Genomic DNA, 18,837 nt, shown 5'->3' with positions numbered 1-18,837 from the left:
AATTTAGCAGGTACTCACTTACTCGTCTTCGCCCATCTGCGATTGCAGATAGTTCTCAAGACCGACTTTATCGATCAGGCCCAATTGGGTTTCCAGCCAGTCGATATGTTCTTCTTCGGATTCAAGAATATCTTCGAGCAGTTCACGGCTACCGAAGTCGCCAACGGTCTCGCAATGTGCGATGGCGACCTTGAGGTCAGCATGACCGGTTTTTTCGATACGCAGGTCACACTCAAGCATTTCCTGGGTGTGTTCGCCGATCTGCAGCTTGCCCAGGTCCTGAACGTTCGGCAGACCTTCGAGGAACAGAATGCGCTTGATCAGCTTGTCGGCGTGTTTCATCTCGTCGATGGATTCGTGGTATTCGTGCTTGCCGAGCTTGTTCAGACCCCAATCTTCGTACATGCGCGCATGCAGAAAGTATTGATTGATCGCGACCAGCTCATTGGCAAGGATCTTGTTGAGATGCTGGATGACTGTAATGTCGCCTTTCATGATGGGGTCCTGCCCTGTATTAGCTGTCTATAAGGCAGAGTTTGAGCCGCACAACTAAGAGTGTCAAACCTAAGTTATTGAAACTTAAGTGAAAATTAATCGGAATAAGAATGTTTGTGTTCCGCGTCTAGAGCGTAAGCAGTTGATTTTCAGGCATAAAAAAACCGGACTTCAAGTCCGGTTCTTTGGAATACGGTAATTACGCAGCAGTAAATTCTACCGGGAAAGGAATCGCAGCCTGGGCCGATTGTAATTTGGTCAGGGTTTCACGCACCACTTCCTTGGCAAGGCAGGCGCATTTACCGCATTGGCTGGCTACGCCGGTAGCCTGACGGACTTCTTTATAGCTGCAGCAACCTTCATAGATTGCATCGCGGATTTGACCGTCGGTGACGCCAGTGCAGAGGCAGACATACATAAGTGAGAACCGTCGCTGGTTGTGACTCAATTGCGATGGATCTTAATGTTAACGAGAATGATTGTCAAAGTGGTTTCTGAAAGCTTTGCGTTATAAGCGCGTGAGACTGACGAACGGTTTTCCTCCAGGCGATCTGCCATTAGCTGCTGCGACGGTCAATTTGATGAGCCGGTGAAAAACCGTTGAGGACAGCTCAAAAACGCCGTGTATGATGGTCGGTCCTTGCGAAGGGGGTCGTGTCACAGGGCTGTCGCCTGAGGGTGGCAGGCTGACGCGAGCCCAGTTCTTCACGTTAATAGACCAGGAGATATTCAATGAGCGTACTCGTAGGCAAACAAGCCCCGGACTTCACCGTACCGGCCGTTCTCGGCAATGGCGAAATCGTAGACAGCTACACCCTGTCCTCGGCCATCAAAGGCAAATATGGCCTGGTGTTCTTCTACCCACTGGACTTCACCTTCGTTTGCCCATCCGAGCTGATCGCTCTGGACAACCGCATGGCTGACTTCAAGGCTCGTAACGTTGAAGTGGTCGCGGTGTCGATCGATTCGCACTTCACCCACAATGCATGGCGCAACACCCCGGTGAACAGTGGCGGTATCGGCCAGGTTCGCTACACCATGGCTGCCGACATGAAGCACGAAATCGCCAAGGCCTACGACGTTGAGTCCGAAGGCGGCGTGGCTTTCCGTGGCGCGTTCCTGATCGACGACAAAGGCGTTGTCCGTTCGCAGATCATCAACGACCTGCCGCTGGGCCGTAACATGGAAGAGCTGATCCGTCTGGTCGACGCGCTGCAATTCCACGAAGAGCACGGCGAAGTTTGCCCTGCCAACTGGAAAAAAGGCGACAAAGGCATGAACGCTTCGCCAGAAGGCGTCTCGGCTTACCTGACCGAGCACGCTGCGGCGCTGTAAGCCCATGCGTCAGGCATAAAAAAACCGGCCGCTGAGGCCGGTTTTTTTATGGGCGGGATAAATCCAGCGACCATGATCAGTCGTTGAAATCTTCCCAGCCACCCATTTGTTTCCAGCGATTGACGATGCCGCAGAACAGCTCGGCGGTCTTCTCGGTGTCGTAGCGTGCCGAGTGAGCCTCGCGACCATCAAAATCGATGTCCGCCGCCTGGCAGGCCTTGGCCAGTACGGTTTGACCGTAAGCCAGACCGGCGAGGGTCGCGGTATCGAAGCTGGAGAACGGATGAAACGGGTTGCGCTTCATGTCCAGGCGCGCGACAGCGGCGTTAAGGAAACCCAGGTCGAAGCTGCTGTTATGCCCGACCAGAATCGCCCGTTTGCAGCCGTTGGCTTTCAGGGCCTTGCGGATGCCACGGAAGATGTCGGTCAACGCGGCTTCTTCGCTCACCGCCATACGCAGCGGGTGATCGAGTTTGATCCCGGTGAATTCCAGCGCGGCCGCTTCAATGTTCGCGCCTTCAAAAGGCTCGACGCGGAAGAAATAGGTGTGATCGGGGTACACGAACCCTTTTTCGTCCATGGCGATAGTGGTCGCGGCGATTTCCAGCAAGGCGTCAGTGGCAGAGTTGAAACCACCGGTTTCAACGTCGACAACAACTGGCAGGTACCCACGGAAGCGAGCAGCCATCGGGTGGCGCGAACCACCTCCGCCGCCTTGACCGTCCTGTTCGTCGTCGAAATGGTCTTCACTCACGCGTGTTCCTCCAGCAGGCGCCAGCGCAGTTTTTCACCGGCGCGCAGCGGGATTACGGTCAGCTCGCCAAATGGCAGGCTGGTTGGGGCGGTCCACTCATCGCGGACCAGGGTGATGCGGTCGGTGTTCACCGGCAGGCCATAGAAGCGCGGGCCGTTGAGGCTGGCGAAGGCTTCGAGCTTGTCCAGTGCGTTGCGTTGTTCAAAGGCTTCGGCGTACATCTCGATCGCCGCATAAGCGGTGTAGCACCCGGCACAGCCGCAGGCCGCTTCCTTGGCGTGCTGGGCGTGGGGCGCCGAGTCGGTGCCGAGAAAGAACTTGTCGCTGCCGCTGGTGGCGGCGTCGAGCAGGGCTTCCTGATGGGTATTGCGCTTGAGGATCGGCAGGCAATAGAAGTGCGGCCGAATCCCGCCCACCAGCATGTGATTGCGGTTGTACAGCAGGTGATGCGCGGTGATGGTCGCGCCAACGCTGGCCGAAGCCTCGTTGACGAACTGCACGGCGTCCGCGGTGGTGATGTGTTCGAACACCACTTTGAGCGTCGGGAAACGCTCGACCACACGACGCATGTGCTCATCGATGAAGAGTTTTTCGCGGTCGAACACATCGACATCGCCACGGGTGACTTCACCGTGAATCAGCAAGGGCATCCCGACTTCGGCCATGGCCTCAAGTGCAGGGAAGATCTTGTCGATGCTGGTGACACCAGAGTCCGAGTTGGTGGTCGCGCCGGCCGGGTACAGCTTGGCGGCGTAAACGAAACCGCTGGCCTTGGCCTCGCGAATTTCTTCGGGCTGGGTTCGGTCGGTCAGGTAAAGCACCATCAACGGTTCGAAACGACTGCCGGCCGGGCGTGCAGCGAGAATCCGCTGGCGATAGCCGTCGGCTTCAGCGGCGTTACGCACCGGAGGTACCAGGTTGGGCATGATGATGGCGCGACCAAAGGTGCGCGCGACATCCGCAACGGTATTGGTCAACACAGCACCATCGCGAAGATGAATATGCCAGTCGTCGGGACGCAGCAGGGTCAGGCGGTCGGACATGAGTGGATTCCAGGCGGGTCAAACTGAGGGGAATGCTACCGGAAAAGACTCTCTCAGGCACTCGCTATCAAGTTTTGCAGGAACCTTCCGATATCCAACAGGTATGCCGTAAATATGTGTGTCGGTCTTTTTGTTGTCGAAGCCAGTGGAGCCTCCCGTGCGCCAGCGTTATTTAGCCTTGCTCAGTGTGTTTGCCAGCCTCCCTGCGATGGCGCTCACTTTCCAGACACGTCTGGAGAGCATCGAGTGGACGGTCGAAGGTGACAAGTTCGAGTGCCGCCTGACTCAACCGATTACCGATTTCGGTTCGGGTGAATTCGTGCGCCGTGCCGGCGAGCAGGCGACGTTTCGTCTGAAAGCCTACAACGCGATGATCGGCGGCGGGTCCGCGACCCTGCTGGCGGCCGCTGCGCCGTGGCAGCCGGGACGTGGCGACATCAACCTGGGTTCGGTGAGAATCGGCAGCGGTAATGTGTTGTTCAACAGTTCGCAAGTTCAGGCCGGGCGCCTGATCAGCGGGTTGATGGACGGCCGCAGTCCGGTCATTCGGCATTCATCCGGCGATGGTCGGGTGTCTGAAGTGCGCCTGTTGCCGGTCAAGTTCAGCAAGGCCTTCAACGACTATCAGGGTTGCGTTGCGAAACTGCTGCCGAAGAATTTCGAGCAGGTCAAACAGTCCGAGATCGGCTTCCCGGGTGAAGGCGTCGATCTCGATCCGCAAGCCAAGTCTCAGTTGCAGGTGATGCTGGAGTTCATGAAGGCTGACCCGACGGTCAATCACATCGAACTCGACGGGCACTCCGACAACAGCGGCAATCGCCTGACCAACCGCGAGTTGTCACGCCGCCGCGCGCTGGCGGTGATGGACTATTTCAAGGCCAATGGCATTCAGGAGTCACAGATCACCATGCGTTTCCACGGTGAGCGATACCCTGTGTCGCCAAACACCAATGCCAGCAATCGCGCGAAGAATCGCCGGGTCGCCGTGCGCCTGGAACGGGTGGCTCCGACCGAGAAAGTCGCGCCTCAATCCACGACCCCGGGAAGCGCACCTGCGACTTCCTGAACCCGTCGACATCGTCGCTCGTTCGACAGAATCTGTCGCTTCGTCGTCATAAGCTGTCGCGCCTCTGTAAATTATTCCGTATGACCGGTAGACTTCACGGCTTTCCGTAGAACCCCGTGGAGTGATGGCATGGCGGACGTAAACAAGGTCGTTCTGGCGTATTCCGGCGGCCTGGACACTTCGGTGATCCTCAAGTGGCTGCAGGATACTTATAACTGTGAAGTGGTGACCTTTACCGCTGACCTGGGTCAGGGCGAAGAGGTCGAACCTGCACGCGCCAAGGCTCAGGCCATGGGCGTGAAAGAGATCTACATCGACGATCTGCGCGAAGAATTCGTGCGTGATTTCGTCTTCCCGATGTTCCGCGCCAACACCGTTTACGAAGGCGAGTACCTGCTGGGTACTTCCATCGCTCGTCCGTTGATCGCCAAACGCCTGATCGAAATCGCCAACGAAACCGGCGCTGACGCCATTTCCCACGGCGCCACCGGCAAGGGTAACGACCAGGTTCGTTTCGAACTGGGCGCCTACGCCTTGAAGCCAGGGGTGAAAGTGATCGCTCCGTGGCGCGAATGGGACCTGCTCTCCCGTGAAAAGCTGATGGATTACGCTGAAAAGCACAACATCCCGATCGAGCGCCACGGCAAGAAAAAATCCCCGTACTCGATGGATGCCAACCTGCTGCACATCTCCTATGAAGGCGGCGTGCTGGAAGACACCTGGACCGAGCACGAAGAAGACATGTGGAAATGGACCGTCTCCCCGGAGAAGGCTCCTGACAAGGCGCAGTACCTGGAACTGACCTACCGCAACGGCGACATCGTTGCACTGGACGGCGTCGAAATGACTCCGGCCACCGTGCTGGCGACCCTGAACCGTATCGGTGGCGAACACGGTATCGGCCGTCTCGACATCGTCGAGAACCGTTACGTGGGCATGAAGTCCCGTGGCTGCTACGAAACCCCTGGCGGCACCATCATGCTGCGCGCTCACCGTGCGATCGAATCGATCACCCTGGATCGCGAAGTGGCTCACCTCAAAGACGAGCTGATGCCTAAATATGCCAGCCTGATCTACACCGGTTACTGGTGGAGCCCTGAGCGTCTGATGCTGCAACAGATGATCGATGCGTCCCAGGCACACGTGAACGGCGTTGTGCGCCTGAAGCTGTACAAGGGCAATGTGATCGTCACCGGTCGCAAGTCTGACGAATCGTTGTTCGATGCCAACATCGCGACCTTCGAAGAAGACGGCGGCGCCTACAACCAGGCCGACGCGGCGGGCTTCATCAAGCTCAACGCCTTGCGCATGCGTATTGCCGCGAACAAAGGCCGGAAGCTTTTCTGAGACCTTTGAAGCTGCAACGACGGTAATGGAAATGTGGCCTTGTCGATGACAAGGCCACACATCTGAAAAAGGGAGTATTCCTGTCGGAGCATTGGTTTCAGCTTTCTTGTTGTTCATACACATACGATTTTGTCTGCTATTGCTCTCGGATTTTCTTCGAGAGCTGTCTTCTGCTATCGGTACTCAAGCCATAGTCGTCATGCCATGTGAGCTCAGATTGTAAGCAATCCAGAACGTAGTGCTGTTGCGTTTCCTGGTTTGTTTCGAATGCTTGTGTGCGCCTTCCTTCAGCAATGCCTCTGAATCGGTACACGTGAGAAACACGATCACGCGTGCAGGGTTTTCCTGTGGTTGCTGGACCTTCTCCATCAACGTGTTGAAATCCATTTTGCTGCTCATCCATCGCGCGTCGACGATGTGCAGATCTTTTAGTGACACCGTTGAACGTACGTGATGCTCAACCAAATGCTCGGGTGTGTGGCTCTGCAAGTGATCGGCATCGGTCATGGCCTTTATGAAATGCTTTCCTTTCTCAAAATCAGAGGGCGCGTAAAGCGATCGATAGTTGAAGTTGAGTGTAGCGAAGAATAGAAAGAGCAAATAAAAAGGGAAGCTGATAAGGAACCAGATATAGACCTCTCGTTCCTCGTTATCGAGAAAGGGAAGAGAAATAGCGGCCGATGTCTCAGACAGCGTTGCAAATATCGCAATGATTGTCATGGGGTTGGTAATTCTTGTTTTGAATTTGATCATGTTTTTTGCTCATGAAAGATTGTCTTTTCTCGTTTGGTTTATGGGGAGGCTGCGGGTGTGGGTAGATTAAAGTGTGGCCGGGAGGGGCTTATATTGTTTTGTGGTTTCCTTTTAGTTGGTTTTTTAGTGGGTGTTCATAGTAGCTGTATTGTTTGTGGGTCGGGTACTATTGTTGTGCTTGTTTTTAATAAGTGCGTGTTGGTTTCTGTTTTTGAAGTGTTGCATGATGTTAAGTTTGTTGTGGTGGTTTAAGGTGGAGGGGTAGGGTTTTAACTATCTGGTGTGAATCTTTATTTGACAAGAATGGTTGCTTTTTAAGCGTAGCTCAATCGTCAGCGCTTGTCGGGTCGTTTGGATAGAATCCTGTTTCTTTGATTTTCTGATGTAAATCGATACAAGAAAATTTCAAAACGAACAGCGTCGACTGGACGGTAAAATTTAAGACACACAGTATTCGCCTGATTTTTGTAAGACTTATCCTTTTTGTTTGTAGGGAATGTCTCTCGGTGCAGGTGGCCGAGGGGGGCGGCATGCCATGGATGAAACGACTAGGCTATTGTGCGGGCTCTAAAAATTCGAACAGCGAAATTGGACTTGCCCATGAATAAAGTGCTGATCGTGGATGATCACCCCGTCATTCGTCTTGCGGTACGTATGCTGATGGAGCGTCATGGCTACGAAGTCATTGCAGAAACAGATAATGGCGTGGATGCGTTACAACTAGCCCGCGAACTTATGCCGGATATTGTAATTCTGGATATTGGAATACCCAAACTGGATGGGCTGGAAGTCATCGCACGCCTGACCTCGACGGCGATGCCTATTAAAGTTCTGATATTGACCTCTCAGGCCCCCGGGCATTTTTCCATGCGTTGCATGCAGTCGGGTGCAGCGGGATATGTCTGCAAACAACAGGATCTCACTGAATTGCTCAGTGCGATAAAGGCCGTACTCTCTGGCTACAGTTACTTTCCGAATCAAGCACTGCACACCGTGCGCTCAAGTCTTGGGAATGCCAGTGAAGCCGATATGGTTGATCGTCTGTCCGGACGCGAAATGATGGTGCTGCAACAGTTGGCCCGAGGAAAGACAAACAAGGAGATTGCCGATGGAATGTTCCTCAGCAATAAAACCGTCAGTACTTACAAGACCCGTCTGTTGTTGAAACTCAATGCTCGCTCCCTGGTCGATCTGATTGAGCTGGCTCAACGCAATGGACTGGTATGAGAGCAGTGGCGATTGAGGGATTGGCACTTAGTAAAAAGCCTCCGTTTCGGGAGGCTTTTAGGTGTCAAAGGTCAAAATCGTAATCGGCCAATTGCTTTTGCAGTCGGCGCTCCTCCAGCAGGTTATCGATGGTGCGGCGTTTGCTCAGGTTGGTCTTCGCCACTTCAACCACCGGTTCAGCGTCATCGGCCTCAACGGGTGTGAAGTCGTCATCTACGTCCAATTGCTCTTTGCCAGTGCTCATAAGGTTAACTCCAGGCTAAGACTGCCTTTGGCGCCCCTTATATCGACAATCTCTCGGCGGGTAAAAAAGATTTTTTCAATCGATGCATCAATAAATCTAATAGCGCCTCAATCGTCCGAGGTCTTTTGCTTGTATTCGCACAGGTCTTCGATCCGGCAGCTACCGCAGCGAGGCTTGCGGGCCAGGCAAACATAGCGTCCATGCAGGATCAACCAATGGTGGGAATCGAGCAGGTATTGCCTGGGGACAAACTTCATCAGTTTCATCTCCACCTCGACCACGTTCTTGCCTGGCGCAATGCCTGTGCGGTTGCTGACCCGGAAAATGTGGGTGTCCACGGCCATGGTCAGTTGGCGAAAAGCGGTATTGAGCACCACGTTGGCGGTCTTGCGGCCGACGCCGGGTAGCGCTTCCAGCTCTTCTCGGGTTTGCGGTACTTCGCCGTCATGGCGCTCCACCAGCAAGCGACAGGTTTCGATCACGTTTTTCGCTTTGCTGTTAAACAGGCCAATGGTCTTGATGTATTCCGACAGCCCTTCAACCCCCAAGGCATGAATCGCCGCCGGTGTATTGGCCACCGGGTAGAGTTTGGCGGTGGCCTTGTTCACGCCGACATCGGTTGACTGGGCGGATAGAATGACGGCAATCAGCAATTCGAACGGCGAGGAATAGGCCAGTTCGGTCTTCGGTTCCGGGTTGTCTTCGTGAAACCTGCGGAAAATTTCCAGACGTTTTGCGGCATTCATGGGCAGTGCGTTTCCTCGAAATCAGTCAGTGTGAGGGAGTCGGGCGGTTCCAGGCTTGCCAGGCGGCAATCAGCAGTCCCAGGAGAATGAATCCGCCAGGGACCAGCGTGGCCAAGTGCAGGCCGCCGGTGCCGATAAGTTCGCGCAGCAGACCAAGGCCGACCATCAGCGCGCCAAACAGGCTACACAAGCGCAGGCGATCAAGTCGCGATTCCTGAAAAAAGCCATTGTGTTCCAGCACCACGCATTGCACGGCGATCAATCCTGTATAGATCCCCACGTGCTGATGCCATTGAAGTGACCCGACCTGCGCGGCAAGTTCCGCACAACTGGTCAACGTGGCAGCCAGCAGGATGCTGGCAAGCAAGCGGGTGGACGGAATCAGCCGTGATCGCAAGGCGCCCATGCTGACGTCATAAGCATTGATCACCACGAAGAACATCAGCCACAGGCCCAGGGCCGTCAGCCAGGCGTCCGTAGCGCCGATCAGAGGCGCAAGCATCAGTGAGTTTCGTAGCGTTGCTGACTTATTCATGAGCGCTGCTCCCGATCAGCTGTTGCGGATGTTCATCGAAATAGCGCAACGCGTCATGGACGGCGCTGATCACCGCTCTTGATGTAATGGTCGCGCCCGCTATCTGATCGAATTGACCCTGGTCTTTCTTCAAAGCCCAGCCCGTGTCGCCGGGGTCGGTTCGAGACTTGCCGGTGAATACCTGAAGCCAGGCATTGGGCCAGTCTGCAATCTTGCCGCCCAGCGCAGGGGTTTCCGATTGCTTGAGGGTCTTGACCCCCAGCAACTTGCCGTTTGCGCCGATGGCGACCAGCAGCTCGATGGAACCCTCGTAGCCCAGCGTCTGACTGCGCAGCAACACCGCGCGAGGTTGGCCGGCCTTGGTCGCCAGATAGCCACCCAGCAGCATGCTGTTAGCCAATTGAATGTCTTTGAGGGCAAGCGGCTGGTCCAGCGGTTGATTGTCGTAGCTGTCGGGCGCAAGCAGGTCCAGCAGGTTGCGGCTGTCGATCAAGCGCTGTTGCGCGCTGATGCGCGGTTCGCTGGTGTGTTGCACGAAGTACGTCGTGCCAATCCCCAGCCCGGCCAGCAGCGCCAGCATCACAACGCTCGTCGCTCGGTTCATGGGGCAACCTGCTCTTGCCTGGACGCGACAATCCGCTCCAGCGCCGGGACGCAAAGGTTCATCAGCAGCACGGCAAACGCTACGCCGTCCGGGTAACCGCCCCAGGTTCGAATCAGGTAGGTCAGCAATCCCACGCCGGCACCGAACAGGAGTCGGGCGCCGGGACTTTTCGCGCCGGACACCGGCTCAGTGGCAATAAAGAATGCACCCAGCATGGTCGCGCCGGTGAGCAGGTGAAACAGCGGCGAGCCATGGGAGTCGGAGCCCGATCCGTTCCAGCACAGCAGGCTGATGATGAACAGGCTGGCGAGCATGCCGACCGGTGCGTGCCAAGTGAACACCCGCCGTTGCAGAAGAAACGCGCCGCCAGCGAGAAAGGCCAGGTTGACCCATTCCACGCCGCGTCCGCCGAGGCGGCCGAACGCCGGGTTGCCGGCGAAGAGTTCGTCCATGGTCAGGCTTTTGTTGATCCGCAGGCTGTCCAGCGCCGTGGCCTGGACCCAGGCATCTGGCATCTGGCCGAAGCCGAAGACCTGCTGCAAACCATCAAGCAGATTCATGCCGTGCGATGACGGCCAGAGGGTCATTTGCTGGGGAAAGGTCACCAGCACCAGGGCAAAACCGAGCATCGCCGGGTTGAACGGATTCTTGCCGACGCCGCCGTAGAGGTGTTTGCCAAGCATCGCGAATGCCGCCGCACTGACCGTCAGCCACCATGGGCAATAGGGCGACAAGGCCAGAGCCAGCAACGTCGCGCTGACCAGGGCGCTGCCGTCGCTCAGGGTCGGTTTGATCGATCGCTTGCGCAGTTGCAACACCGCTGCTTCAACGGCCAATGCGCTAACGGCCGCCAGAATCAGGTTGATCAACACGCCCCAGCCATACAACCAGAACAACACCAGCATGCCCGGCACGGTGGCCAGCAACACCAGCTTCATGGCCTGCTGAAGGCGTTCGTCGACCGATTCAAGGGGCGACATAGGCATCCACCTGGCGCTCGGCGTCCTTCACCGCGAGTTCCAGCGCTGCAATCTGTTCAGCCTCTGCTTCGCTGGTGCGCGCTTTATTGAGTTCGGAACGGCGCATGGCCAGCTGGATCTTCGCCCGTTTCAGCTCGGCGTCCTTCGCTGGAGCGACTGGCGTCGGAGTTGGCGGCGCGCTGCTTTCCAACTGCGCCAAGGCTTGCTCGGCCGCTTCGAACTGCTGTTGCAGCACGATCAGTTGCGACTGCTGCTCGAACGTCGGCGGATGACCGAAGGCCTTGAGCGACTTGTTCAGTTGCGCGCGACTCATCGCCACATCGATCTTGGCTTTTTTCAACGCCGCATCGGCGTTTGCCGCTTTTTGCGCGCGCACCCGCTCAAGCGCTGCCTGAACCGGGTCGAGCGTCGTCACTTCGTTGTGCGGCACGGCGCGTTGGGCACGGGCCTGACGTTCGGCGAGTTTCTGTTCTTCTTCACGCCGCAAGCGGGCGTTGCGCTGTTCGAAGCGACGCCGCGCATGATTGCGCTTGGCCGTCCGGGCGCGTTGTTCCTCAAGGCTGAACGCCAGGCCCCCCACAATTGGCAGCACCGTGGCCAAGGGCAACGGCCGCATCTCGATGCAATCCACCGGGCAGGGCGCCACACACAGGTCGCAACCGGTGCATTCGTCGACGATCACCGTGTGCATCAATTTGGCTGCGCCGACGATCGCATCCACCGGGCAGGCCTGGATGCATTTGGTGCAACCGATGCATTCGGCTTCGCGAATATAAGCGATTTGCGCCGGTGCCGAGCCGCGACTGACGTCCAGTTCCAGCACCGGTACGTGCAGCAAGTCAGCCAGCGCCGAGATGGTTTCACTGCCACCTGGCGGGCACTTGTTGATCGGCTCGCCGCTGGCGATGCCTTCGGCGTACGGCTTGCATCCGGGGTGGCCGCACTTGCCGCATTGGGTCTGCGGCAAGAGGGCGTCGATGCGTTGAATCAGACTCATGTTTTGATCAGCCCGCTGAATCCGAGAAAAGCCACTGCGATCAATCCGGCGCCGATCAACTCGATCGGCAGGCCACGAAAGGGCAGGGGAACATCGTTATCGAGGGTGCGCTGGCGCAGGTCGCTGAAAAGACTCAGCACCAGCCAGAACCCCAGCCCGGCGCCGAGGCACAGGGCAGTGGCGTGAAAGAATCCTTGGTCGTCCCGGGCGTTGAGCAATGTCAGCCCAAGCACGCCCGCGTTGCCCAGCAGCAGAGGCCAGAGGCCATCGAACGCAAGTTTTGGAAATAGCCGCGACAGCAGCTTCAACATTGGGCCAATCAGCAGGACGCTCAATGGCAGGAATACGAAAAGGTGCAGCGAAGTCAGCTCCAGCGGCACCAGCAGCCAGTGCCAGGCTGAGTAGCTCAACAGGCCGACAACCAGCATCAGACAGGTCGTCGCAATGCCCAAGGCATGGACCTGATCACGCTCGCTGCCCAGCAGCGGATCGACGCCCAGCGGCCAATGCAACACGAGGTTGTTGATCAGGGCAGCGCTGATAAGCGTAAGAAGCATCTCGGTCATGATCGTGCCGGTTGAAATAGGGCTTTTTAACAGAGCGGTCTAAAAAGCTTAGGCATTATCCGGCAAGGACGGAGGGTGGGGCCAGATATGAAAATCCCACAGTCACACCAGGCACGACTGTGGGATCGGTTTACCGCAGAACCTTACTTGATGCGCTGACCCGGCTTGGCGCCGCTGTCGGGGCTGAGCAGGTAGATTTCCTCACCACCAGGGCCGGCTGCCATCACCATGCCTTCAGAGATACCGAACTTCATTTTCCGTGGCTTGAGGTTGGCGATCATCATGGTCAGACGACCATCGAGCTTGGACGGGTCCGGGTAAGCGCTCTTGATGCCGGAGAACACGTTGCGTTGCTCGTCACCGATGTCCAGGGTCAGGCGCAACAGCTTGTCGGCACCTTCTACATGCTCGGCCTTGACGATCAAGGCCACGCGCAGGTCGACCGCAGCAAAGGCGTCGAACTCGATTTCCGGCGACAGCGGATCCTTGGTCAGTTCGCCGTTGCCGGCCGGCGCAGCATCACCGGTATCGGTCTGGCTGGCGGTCAGGTCTTCTTTCGAGGCGTCGCTCATGGCTTGCACTTTTACCGGGTCGATACGGGTCATCAACGGCTTGAACTCGTTCAGTTGATGGTTGCTGAGTAAGGTGGCGTGGTCGTCCCAGGTCAGCGGCGCGACGTTCAAGAACGCCTCGGCATCGGCGGCCAGCAGCGGCAGCACTGGCTTGAGGAAGATCACCAGTTGGCGGAACAGGTTGACGCCCAAGGCGCAGATGGCCTGGACTTCGTCCTGCTTGCCTTCCTGTTTGTTCAGCGACCACGGCGCCTTGTCGGCGATCCAGGCGTTGGCACGGTCGGCCAGGCCCATGATCTCGCGCATGGCACGGGCGAAGTCGCGAGCCTCGTAGGCCTCGGCAATGCTCGGTGCTGCAGCGAGGAACGCTTCGGTCAATTCTGGCGCGGCGTTGCCGGCCACCAGCACACCGCCGTTACCCTTTTGGATGAAACCGGCGCAACGGCTGGCGATGTTGACGACTTTGCCGACCAGGTCGGAATTGACCTTCTGCACGAAGTCTTCGAGGTTCAGGTCAAGGTCATCGACGCCACGGCTCAGCTTGGCCGCGTAGTAGTAGCGCAGGTATTCCGGCGACAGGTGGTCCAGGTAAGTCCGGGCCTTGATAAAGGTGCCACGGGACTTGGACATTTTTTGACCGTTGACGGTCAGGTAGCCGTGCACGTTGATGCCGGTCGGTTTGCGGAAACCGGCGCCTTCGAGCATCGCTGGCCAGAACAGGGCGTGGAAGTTGACGATGTCCTTGCCGATGAAATGGTACAGCTCGGCGGTGGAGTCCTTGCCCCAAAACGCGTCGAAGTCCAGCTCCGGCGTACGATCGCAGAGGTTCTTGAAGCTCGCCATGTAGCCGATTGGTGCGTCCAGCCAGACGTAGAAGTACTTGCCTGGCTCGTCGGGGATCTCGAAACCGAAGTACGGCGCATCACGGGAGATGTCCCACTGTTGCAGGCCGGCATCCAGCCATTCGGCGATCTTGTTGGCCACGGCTTCTTGCAGGGTGCCGCTGCGGGTCCAGGCTTGCAGCATTTCCTGGAAGTCCGGCAGTTTGAAGAAGAAGTGCTGGGAATCCTTGAGCACCGGGGTGGCGCCAGAGATCGCCGACTTCGGATCCTTCAGGTCGGTCGGTGCGTAGGTTGCACCGCATTTTTCGCAGTTGTCGCCGTACTGGTCTTCAGTGCCGCATTTCGGGCAGGTGCCCTTGATGAAGCGGTCGGCCAGGAACATTTTCTTTTCCGGGTCGAAATACTGGGTGATCGAGCGCTGGGCGATGTGCCCGGCGTCACGCAGCTTCAGGTAGATCTGGCTCGACAGCTCACGGTTTTCTTCGGCGTGAGTGGAGTGGAAGTTGTCGAAGTCCACCAGGAACTCGGCAAAGTCGGCGCTGTGTTCAGCCTGGACGTTGGCGATCAGTTGTTCCGGGGTGATGCCTTCCTTTTCCGCGCGCAGCATGATGGCCGAACCGTGAGCGTCGTCGGCGCAGACATAAATGCATTGATTGCCGCGGTGCTTCTGGAAGCGCACCCACATATCGGTCTGGATGTATTCCAGCATGTGGCCAAGATGGATCGAACCATTGGCATAGGGCAGGGCGCTGGTGACGAGGATCTTGCGTGGCTCGGACATGGGGCTCGGCTACTTGATGAAACGGAGGTCGGCCACTATAAAGCGCCGGCGCATATTTTTCACCCCCGCGACTGGCATCCACGGACCCTTGTAGCAGCTGGCGAAGCCTGCGTTCGGCTGCGCAGCAGTCGCAAATTCAGACAACTCGGACTACCTGAGGCACCGCGGCGTCTGGTTTTACGACTGCTTCGCAGCCGAACGCAGGCTTCGCCAGCTGCTACAGGTATTGGGTATTCGTCACATTCTGAAAGCATGCCGTCCAGGCCATAGAACGGTTAGGATACCCGCCTGATTTTCCAGTCTTGCTATCGGAGTTGCCCATGAGCGTCGTCAATCGCGCAGCGGTGGAAGCCGTCCTTCGCCAATACACCGACCCTTACCTGAACCAGGACCCGGTCAGCGCCGGGTGCGTGCGCGGCATCGACATCCAGAGCGATCGCGTCAGCGTTCAACTGGAACTGGGCTACGCCGCCGGTCTGTTCAAAAGTGGCTGGTCGCAGATGCTGCAAATGGCGATCGAAGGCCTCGACGGCGTGACCAGCGCTCGCGTTGAGATCACCAGTGTGATCGCCGCGCACAAGGCTCAGGCGCAGATTCCGGGCCTGGCCAACGTCAAGAACGTGGTGGCCGTGGCGTCCGGCAAGGGCGGTGTGGGCAAATCCACCACCGCCGCCAACCTCGCGCTGGCCCTGGCCCGTGAAGGCGCCAAGGTCGGGATTCTCGACGCGGACATCTACGGTCCAAGCCAAGGCATCATGTTCGGCATCCCTGAAGGCACCCGACCAAAGGTCAAGGATCAAAAGTGGTTCGTGCCGATCGAATCCCATGGCGTCGAAGTGATGTCCATGGCGTTCCTGACCGACGACAACACCCCGATGGTCTGGCGCGGGCCGATGGTCTCCGGCGCGCTGTTGCAACTGGTTACGCAAACCGCCTGGGGCGATCTGGATTACCTGGTCATCGACATGCCGCCAGGCACCGGCGACATCCAGTTGACTCTGGCGCAGAAAGTCCCGGTGGCCGGTGCCGTCATTGTCACCACCCCGCAAGACCTGGCGCTGCTGGACGCGCGCAAAGGCGTGGAGATGTTCCGCAAGGTCAACATCCCGGTACTGGGCGTGGTGGAAAACATGGCCGTGCACATCTGCTCCAACTGCGGGCATGCCGAGCATCTGTTCGGTGAAGGTGGCGGGGTGAAACTGGCCAATCAGTACGGCGTCGAACTGCTGGCGTCGTTACCGCTGGCAATGGCTATCCGCGAACAGGCCGATGGCGGCAAGCCAACGGTGATTGCCGAGCCGGACAGCCCGATTGCGCTGGTGTACCAGGAACTCGCCCGCCACGTCGGCGCGCGGATTGTGTTGCAGGAAGCGGTATCGCCGGCGATGCCGAACATCACCATCAGCGACGACTAAACCGCTTTTTGTAGGAGCCAGGCTTGCCGGCGAAGGCGTCTTCAAGGCTGCTTTCGCCGGCAAGCCTGGCTCCTACAAGGGCCGTGGTGTGGCTTTAGATCCGCAACCCGCCATCCATTTCCAGAATCCGGCCGGTGTAATAGTCGTTCTCGAAAATGTACGCCGCCGAATGGGCGATCTCTTCCGGTTTGCCCATGCGCTTGAGCGGAATCCCGGCCGTCATCTTCTCCAACGCTTCAGGCTTCATGCCCAGCGTCATCTCTGTTTCGATAAAGCCCGGTGCAATGCCCGCCACGCGAATGCCGTAACGCGCCAGTTCCTTGGCCCAAGTCACGGTCGCCGCAGCCACGCCAGCCTTGGCGGCGGAGTAGTTGGTCTGGCCAACGTTGCCGGCACGGGAAATCGAGGAGATATTGATGATCGCGCCGCTGTTGTTCAGCTCGACCATTTTTGCCGCGACTTCACGGGTGCACAGAAACACGCCGGTCAGGTTGACGTCGATGACGGCCTGCCATTGGGCCAGGCTCATCTTGGTCATTTCGCCATCCTTGACCTTCAGCAGCAGGCCGTCGCGCAGGATCCCGGCGTTGTTGATCAGGCCATGAATCGCGCCGAAATCTTCGGCCACCTGGGCAACCATGTGTGTCACTTGCTCTTCATTGGCAACGTTGCACAGATAAGCCCGAGCTTCGACGCCCTTGGCTTTGCAGGCCGCGACGGTGTCGTCGAGCTTTTCCTGGTTCAGGTCCACCAATGCCAGCTTCGCGCCTTTACCTGCGAAATACTCGGCCATGGAACGGCCTAAACCCTGGCAACCGCCCGTGATAATGATTACTTTGTCAGTGAGTTGCATTCGCATGCCCCAATAGCAGGTTCAGAGTGGTTTCCTTCCTAGAGGGCCTCTCGATCTGCACCTGATGCGGCCTGGTTGCACATGAGAACTGCCCCGATGGCGTACTGGAACTTATCCCCAGGCGCCTGTCCGTTTTTTTGACGGATTCTATATAAGGAGTCATAAATTGAGCGTTGAAGCGGCCAAGAATGCCCGAGAATTGCTTCTCAAGGAATACCGTGGGGTCCTGTCGACGCACTCCAAGTCGATGCCCGGCTTCCCGTTTGGCTCCGTGGTTCCCTATTGCCTGGACGAGCAGGGCCGGCCGCTGATCCTGATCAGCCGCATCGCCCAGCACACCCACAATCTGCAGAAAGATCCGAAATGCTCGCTGTTTGTGGGTGAGCGCGAGGCCGACGATGTACAAGCCGTTGGTCGCCTGACTTACCTGGCTGAAGCCGAAAAGCTCGAAGACGAGGCCGCGATCGAAGCAGCGGCCGAGCGTTACTATCGCTATTTCCCTGATTCACAGAGCTACCACAAGGCCCACGATTTCGATTTCTGGGTGCTCAGGCCTGTGCGTCACCGCTACATCGGCGGTTTCGGCGCGATTCACTGGGTCGACCACCTGACTGTGGCCAACCCGTTCGCCGGCAAAGCCGAACTGAGCATGGTTGAGCACATGAATGCCGATCACGCCAAAGCCATCGCCCATTACGTTGAGTTGGCAGGCTTGCCGAAAACCGAGCCGGCGCAACTGGCGGGTATCGACACCGAAGGCATGCACCTGCGCATTGGTCAGGCGCTGTACTGGCTACCGTTTCAAGCGCCTTGTAATACGCCGACACAAGTGCGCGAAGCCTTGGTTTTCCTGGCTCACGCCGAGCATTGGCCGAAAAATGAAGTGGCCGACGCTTGAATTCACGAAACGGCGACGTCATCTAGGGAAGACTGGCAAGGCATTCTTGCGTTGAGGAACCATTTGATGCGCCCTTTTTTATTGCTCTTTGTACTGTTTCCGGTGTTGGAGCTGTTCGTATTCGTCAAGGTCAGCGGGGCCATCGGGTTTTTCCCGGCCCTGCTGCTGATCATTCTCGGCTCGATGCTCGGCGTGTTCGTGCTGCGTATCGCCGGACTGGCCACCGCGCTGCGTGCTCGTGAAAGCCTGAACCGCGGCGAGCTGCCGGCCCAGACCATGCTGGAAGGTTTGATGCTTGCCCTGGCGGGCGGTCTGTTGATCCTGCCGGGGTTCGTCACTGACGTGCTCGGTCTGATCATGCTGCTGCCGATCTCCCGTCGGCTGCTGGCCAATAAAATGCGTCAGCGTGCCGAAGAGGCGGCGATCCGTCAGCGTGCGTTCGCCGACGATCTTCAGCCACGTGGCGGTCCTGTTCCGCAGCAGCCGCTGGGCCGCGAGCCGAACGTGATCGAAGGCGAGTTCGAACACCGCGATTCCAAGTAAAGCGTTTCAGCTGCACGGCACCTTCGGGTGCCGTGTTCGTTTTCAGGGCATTGATGCAAAAAATTTCGATCCCCGCCCTTGTAATAAGCTTATGCGCCCTTATGTAACGGTCACCGCAAGGTTTCTGGCGATCACGCCAGACAGACTTCCGCGGTTCGCTTGACGAACCGCACCCGGCACCGCCGGATTTGTTAAACCCGCCGGGAATACACCGGCCGATGAAAACCACAATTAGGAGAGA

At 57.6% G+C, this 18,837-nt stretch carries 20 protein-coding genes and 1 pseudogene; 7 read left to right on the top strand and 14 right to left on the bottom strand.

What is annotated here, in order from left to right:
• Positions 1-18: 18 nt before the first annotated feature.
• Both bfr and ACYZTY_RS22145 read right to left on the bottom strand, forming a co-directional pair.
• Positions 19-495, bottom strand: coding sequence for a bacterioferritin (gene bfr, locus ACYZTY_RS22150; RefSeq protein ID WP_461955480.1), 477 nt, complete (start codon positions 493-495; stop codon positions 19-21).
• A gap of 199 nt (positions 496-694) precedes the next feature.
• The gene (locus tag ACYZTY_RS22145) at positions 695-913 is read right to left on the bottom strand and encodes a bacterioferritin-associated ferredoxin (RefSeq protein ID WP_007943567.1); all 219 of its coding nucleotides are present in this window, start codon (positions 911-913) and stop codon (positions 695-697) included.
• A 314-nt stretch (positions 914-1,227) separates the two neighbouring features.
• Between ACYZTY_RS22145 and ACYZTY_RS22140 the strand changes: the two genes are divergently transcribed.
• On the top strand, positions 1,228-1,830 hold the full coding sequence (locus ACYZTY_RS22140; RefSeq protein ID WP_461955479.1) for a peroxiredoxin C: 603 nt from the start codon (positions 1,228-1,230) through the stop codon (positions 1,828-1,830).
• A 76-nt stretch (positions 1,831-1,906) separates the two neighbouring features.
• On the opposite strand, the gene rnt is transcribed toward ACYZTY_RS22140, so the two are convergent.
• Together rnt and pyrC are read right to left on the bottom strand one after the other, a co-directional pair.
• Complete coding sequence (rnt, locus tag ACYZTY_RS22135) at positions 1,907-2,584, bottom strand: ribonuclease T (RefSeq protein ID WP_461955478.1); 678 nt, start codon at positions 2,582-2,584, stop codon at positions 1,907-1,909.
• On the bottom strand, positions 2,581-3,627 hold the full coding sequence (pyrC, locus tag ACYZTY_RS22130; RefSeq protein WP_461955477.1) for a dihydroorotase: 1,047 nt from the start codon (positions 3,625-3,627) through the stop codon (positions 2,581-2,583). The genes rnt and pyrC overlap by 4 nt, the downstream gene beginning before the upstream one ends.
• 157 nt (positions 3,628-3,784) lie before the next feature.
• On the opposite strand from pyrC, the gene ACYZTY_RS22125 reads away from it, so the two are divergent.
• Together ACYZTY_RS22125 and ACYZTY_RS22120 are read left to right on the top strand one after the other, a co-directional pair.
• Positions 3,785-4,693 (top strand): flagellar protein MotY, encoded by a 909-nt coding sequence (locus tag ACYZTY_RS22125; protein WP_461955476.1) that lies wholly within the window; start codon positions 3,785-3,787, stop codon positions 4,691-4,693.
• A gap of 129 nt (positions 4,694-4,822) precedes the next feature.
• Positions 4,823-6,040: an argininosuccinate synthase gene (locus ACYZTY_RS22120; RefSeq protein WP_007898502.1), complete on the top strand. Its 1,218-nt coding sequence runs from the start codon at positions 4,823-4,825 to the stop codon at positions 6,038-6,040.
• 183 nt (positions 6,041-6,223) lie between these two features.
• Here ACYZTY_RS22120 and ACYZTY_RS22115 read toward each other — a convergent pair whose 3' ends face one another.
• On the bottom strand, positions 6,224-6,793 hold the full coding sequence (locus tag ACYZTY_RS22115) for a hypothetical protein (protein ID WP_461955475.1): 570 nt from the start codon (positions 6,791-6,793) through the stop codon (positions 6,224-6,226).
• 600 nt (positions 6,794-7,393) lie between these two features.
• Here ACYZTY_RS22115 and ACYZTY_RS22110 point away from each other — a divergent pair.
• Positions 7,394-8,020, top strand: coding sequence for a response regulator (locus tag ACYZTY_RS22110; protein ID WP_461955474.1), 627 nt, complete (start codon positions 7,394-7,396; stop codon positions 8,018-8,020).
• 64 nt (positions 8,021-8,084) lie between these two features.
• On the opposite strand, the gene ACYZTY_RS22105 is transcribed toward ACYZTY_RS22110, so the two are convergent.
• The 8 genes and pseudogenes from ACYZTY_RS22105 to metG form a co-directional block, all read right to left on the bottom strand.
• Positions 8,085-8,264, bottom strand: coding sequence for a PA3496 family putative envelope integrity protein (locus ACYZTY_RS22105; protein ID WP_046819033.1), 180 nt, complete (start codon positions 8,262-8,264; stop codon positions 8,085-8,087).
• Between the two features lie 107 nt (positions 8,265-8,371).
• Positions 8,372-9,010 (bottom strand): endonuclease III, encoded by a 639-nt coding sequence (gene nth / locus ACYZTY_RS22100; RefSeq protein WP_461955473.1) that lies wholly within the window; start codon positions 9,008-9,010, stop codon positions 8,372-8,374.
• Between the two features lie 25 nt (positions 9,011-9,035).
• Positions 9,036-9,545, bottom strand: coding sequence for an Rnf-Nqr domain containing protein (locus tag ACYZTY_RS22095; RefSeq protein WP_461955472.1), 510 nt, complete (start codon positions 9,543-9,545; stop codon positions 9,036-9,038).
• A complete protein-coding gene (locus tag ACYZTY_RS22090) occupies positions 9,538-10,149 on the bottom strand; it encodes an RnfABCDGE type electron transport complex subunit G (RefSeq protein ID WP_461955471.1) in 612 nt (203 codons plus the stop codon). Before ACYZTY_RS22090 ends, ACYZTY_RS22095 begins: the two co-directional genes overlap by 8 nt.
• Complete coding sequence (locus tag ACYZTY_RS22085) at positions 10,146-11,129, bottom strand: RnfABCDGE type electron transport complex subunit D (protein ID WP_461955470.1); 984 nt, start codon at positions 11,127-11,129, stop codon at positions 10,146-10,148. The genes ACYZTY_RS22090 and ACYZTY_RS22085 overlap by 4 nt, the downstream gene beginning before the upstream one ends.
• A gap of 601 nt (positions 11,130-11,730) precedes the next feature.
• A pseudogene (gene rsxB, locus ACYZTY_RS22080) lies at positions 11,731-12,105 on the bottom strand (electron transport complex subunit RsxB); the annotation flags it as partial.
• Positions 12,106-12,122: 17 nt separating this feature from the next.
• A complete protein-coding gene (locus tag ACYZTY_RS22075) occupies positions 12,123-12,692 on the bottom strand; it encodes an electron transport complex protein RnfA (protein ID WP_461955469.1) in 570 nt (189 codons plus the stop codon).
• A 143-nt stretch (positions 12,693-12,835) separates the two neighbouring features.
• A complete protein-coding gene (gene metG / locus ACYZTY_RS22070; RefSeq protein ID WP_461955468.1) occupies positions 12,836-14,887 on the bottom strand; it encodes a methionine--tRNA ligase in 2,052 nt (683 codons plus the stop codon).
• A 320-nt stretch (positions 14,888-15,207) separates the two neighbouring features.
• On the opposite strand from metG, the gene apbC reads away from it, so the two are divergent.
• Complete coding sequence (apbC, locus tag ACYZTY_RS22065) at positions 15,208-16,302, top strand: iron-sulfur cluster carrier protein ApbC (RefSeq protein ID WP_461955467.1); 1,095 nt, start codon at positions 15,208-15,210, stop codon at positions 16,300-16,302.
• Between the two features lie 94 nt (positions 16,303-16,396).
• On the opposite strand, the gene ACYZTY_RS22060 is transcribed toward apbC, so the two are convergent.
• The gene (locus ACYZTY_RS22060; protein ID WP_077749886.1) at positions 16,397-17,155 is read right to left on the bottom strand and encodes an SDR family oxidoreductase; all 759 of its coding nucleotides are present in this window, start codon (positions 17,153-17,155) and stop codon (positions 16,397-16,399) included.
• 166 nt (positions 17,156-17,321) lie between these two features.
• On the opposite strand from ACYZTY_RS22060, the gene ACYZTY_RS22055 reads away from it, so the two are divergent.
• Complete coding sequence (locus ACYZTY_RS22055; RefSeq protein WP_461955466.1) at positions 17,322-18,053, top strand: HugZ family pyridoxamine 5'-phosphate oxidase; 732 nt, start codon at positions 17,322-17,324, stop codon at positions 18,051-18,053.
• A gap of 66 nt (positions 18,054-18,119) precedes the next feature.
• Positions 18,120-18,596, top strand: coding sequence for an FxsA family protein (locus ACYZTY_RS22050; protein ID WP_172791548.1), 477 nt, complete (start codon positions 18,120-18,122; stop codon positions 18,594-18,596).
• Positions 18,597-18,837 lie beyond the last annotated feature (241 nt).

The organism is Pseudomonas sp. LB1P83 (assembly GCF_054897885.1).
The sequence above is the reverse complement of the archived record's forward strand: the minus strand, read 5'-3'. Positions and strand labels throughout refer to the sequence as shown.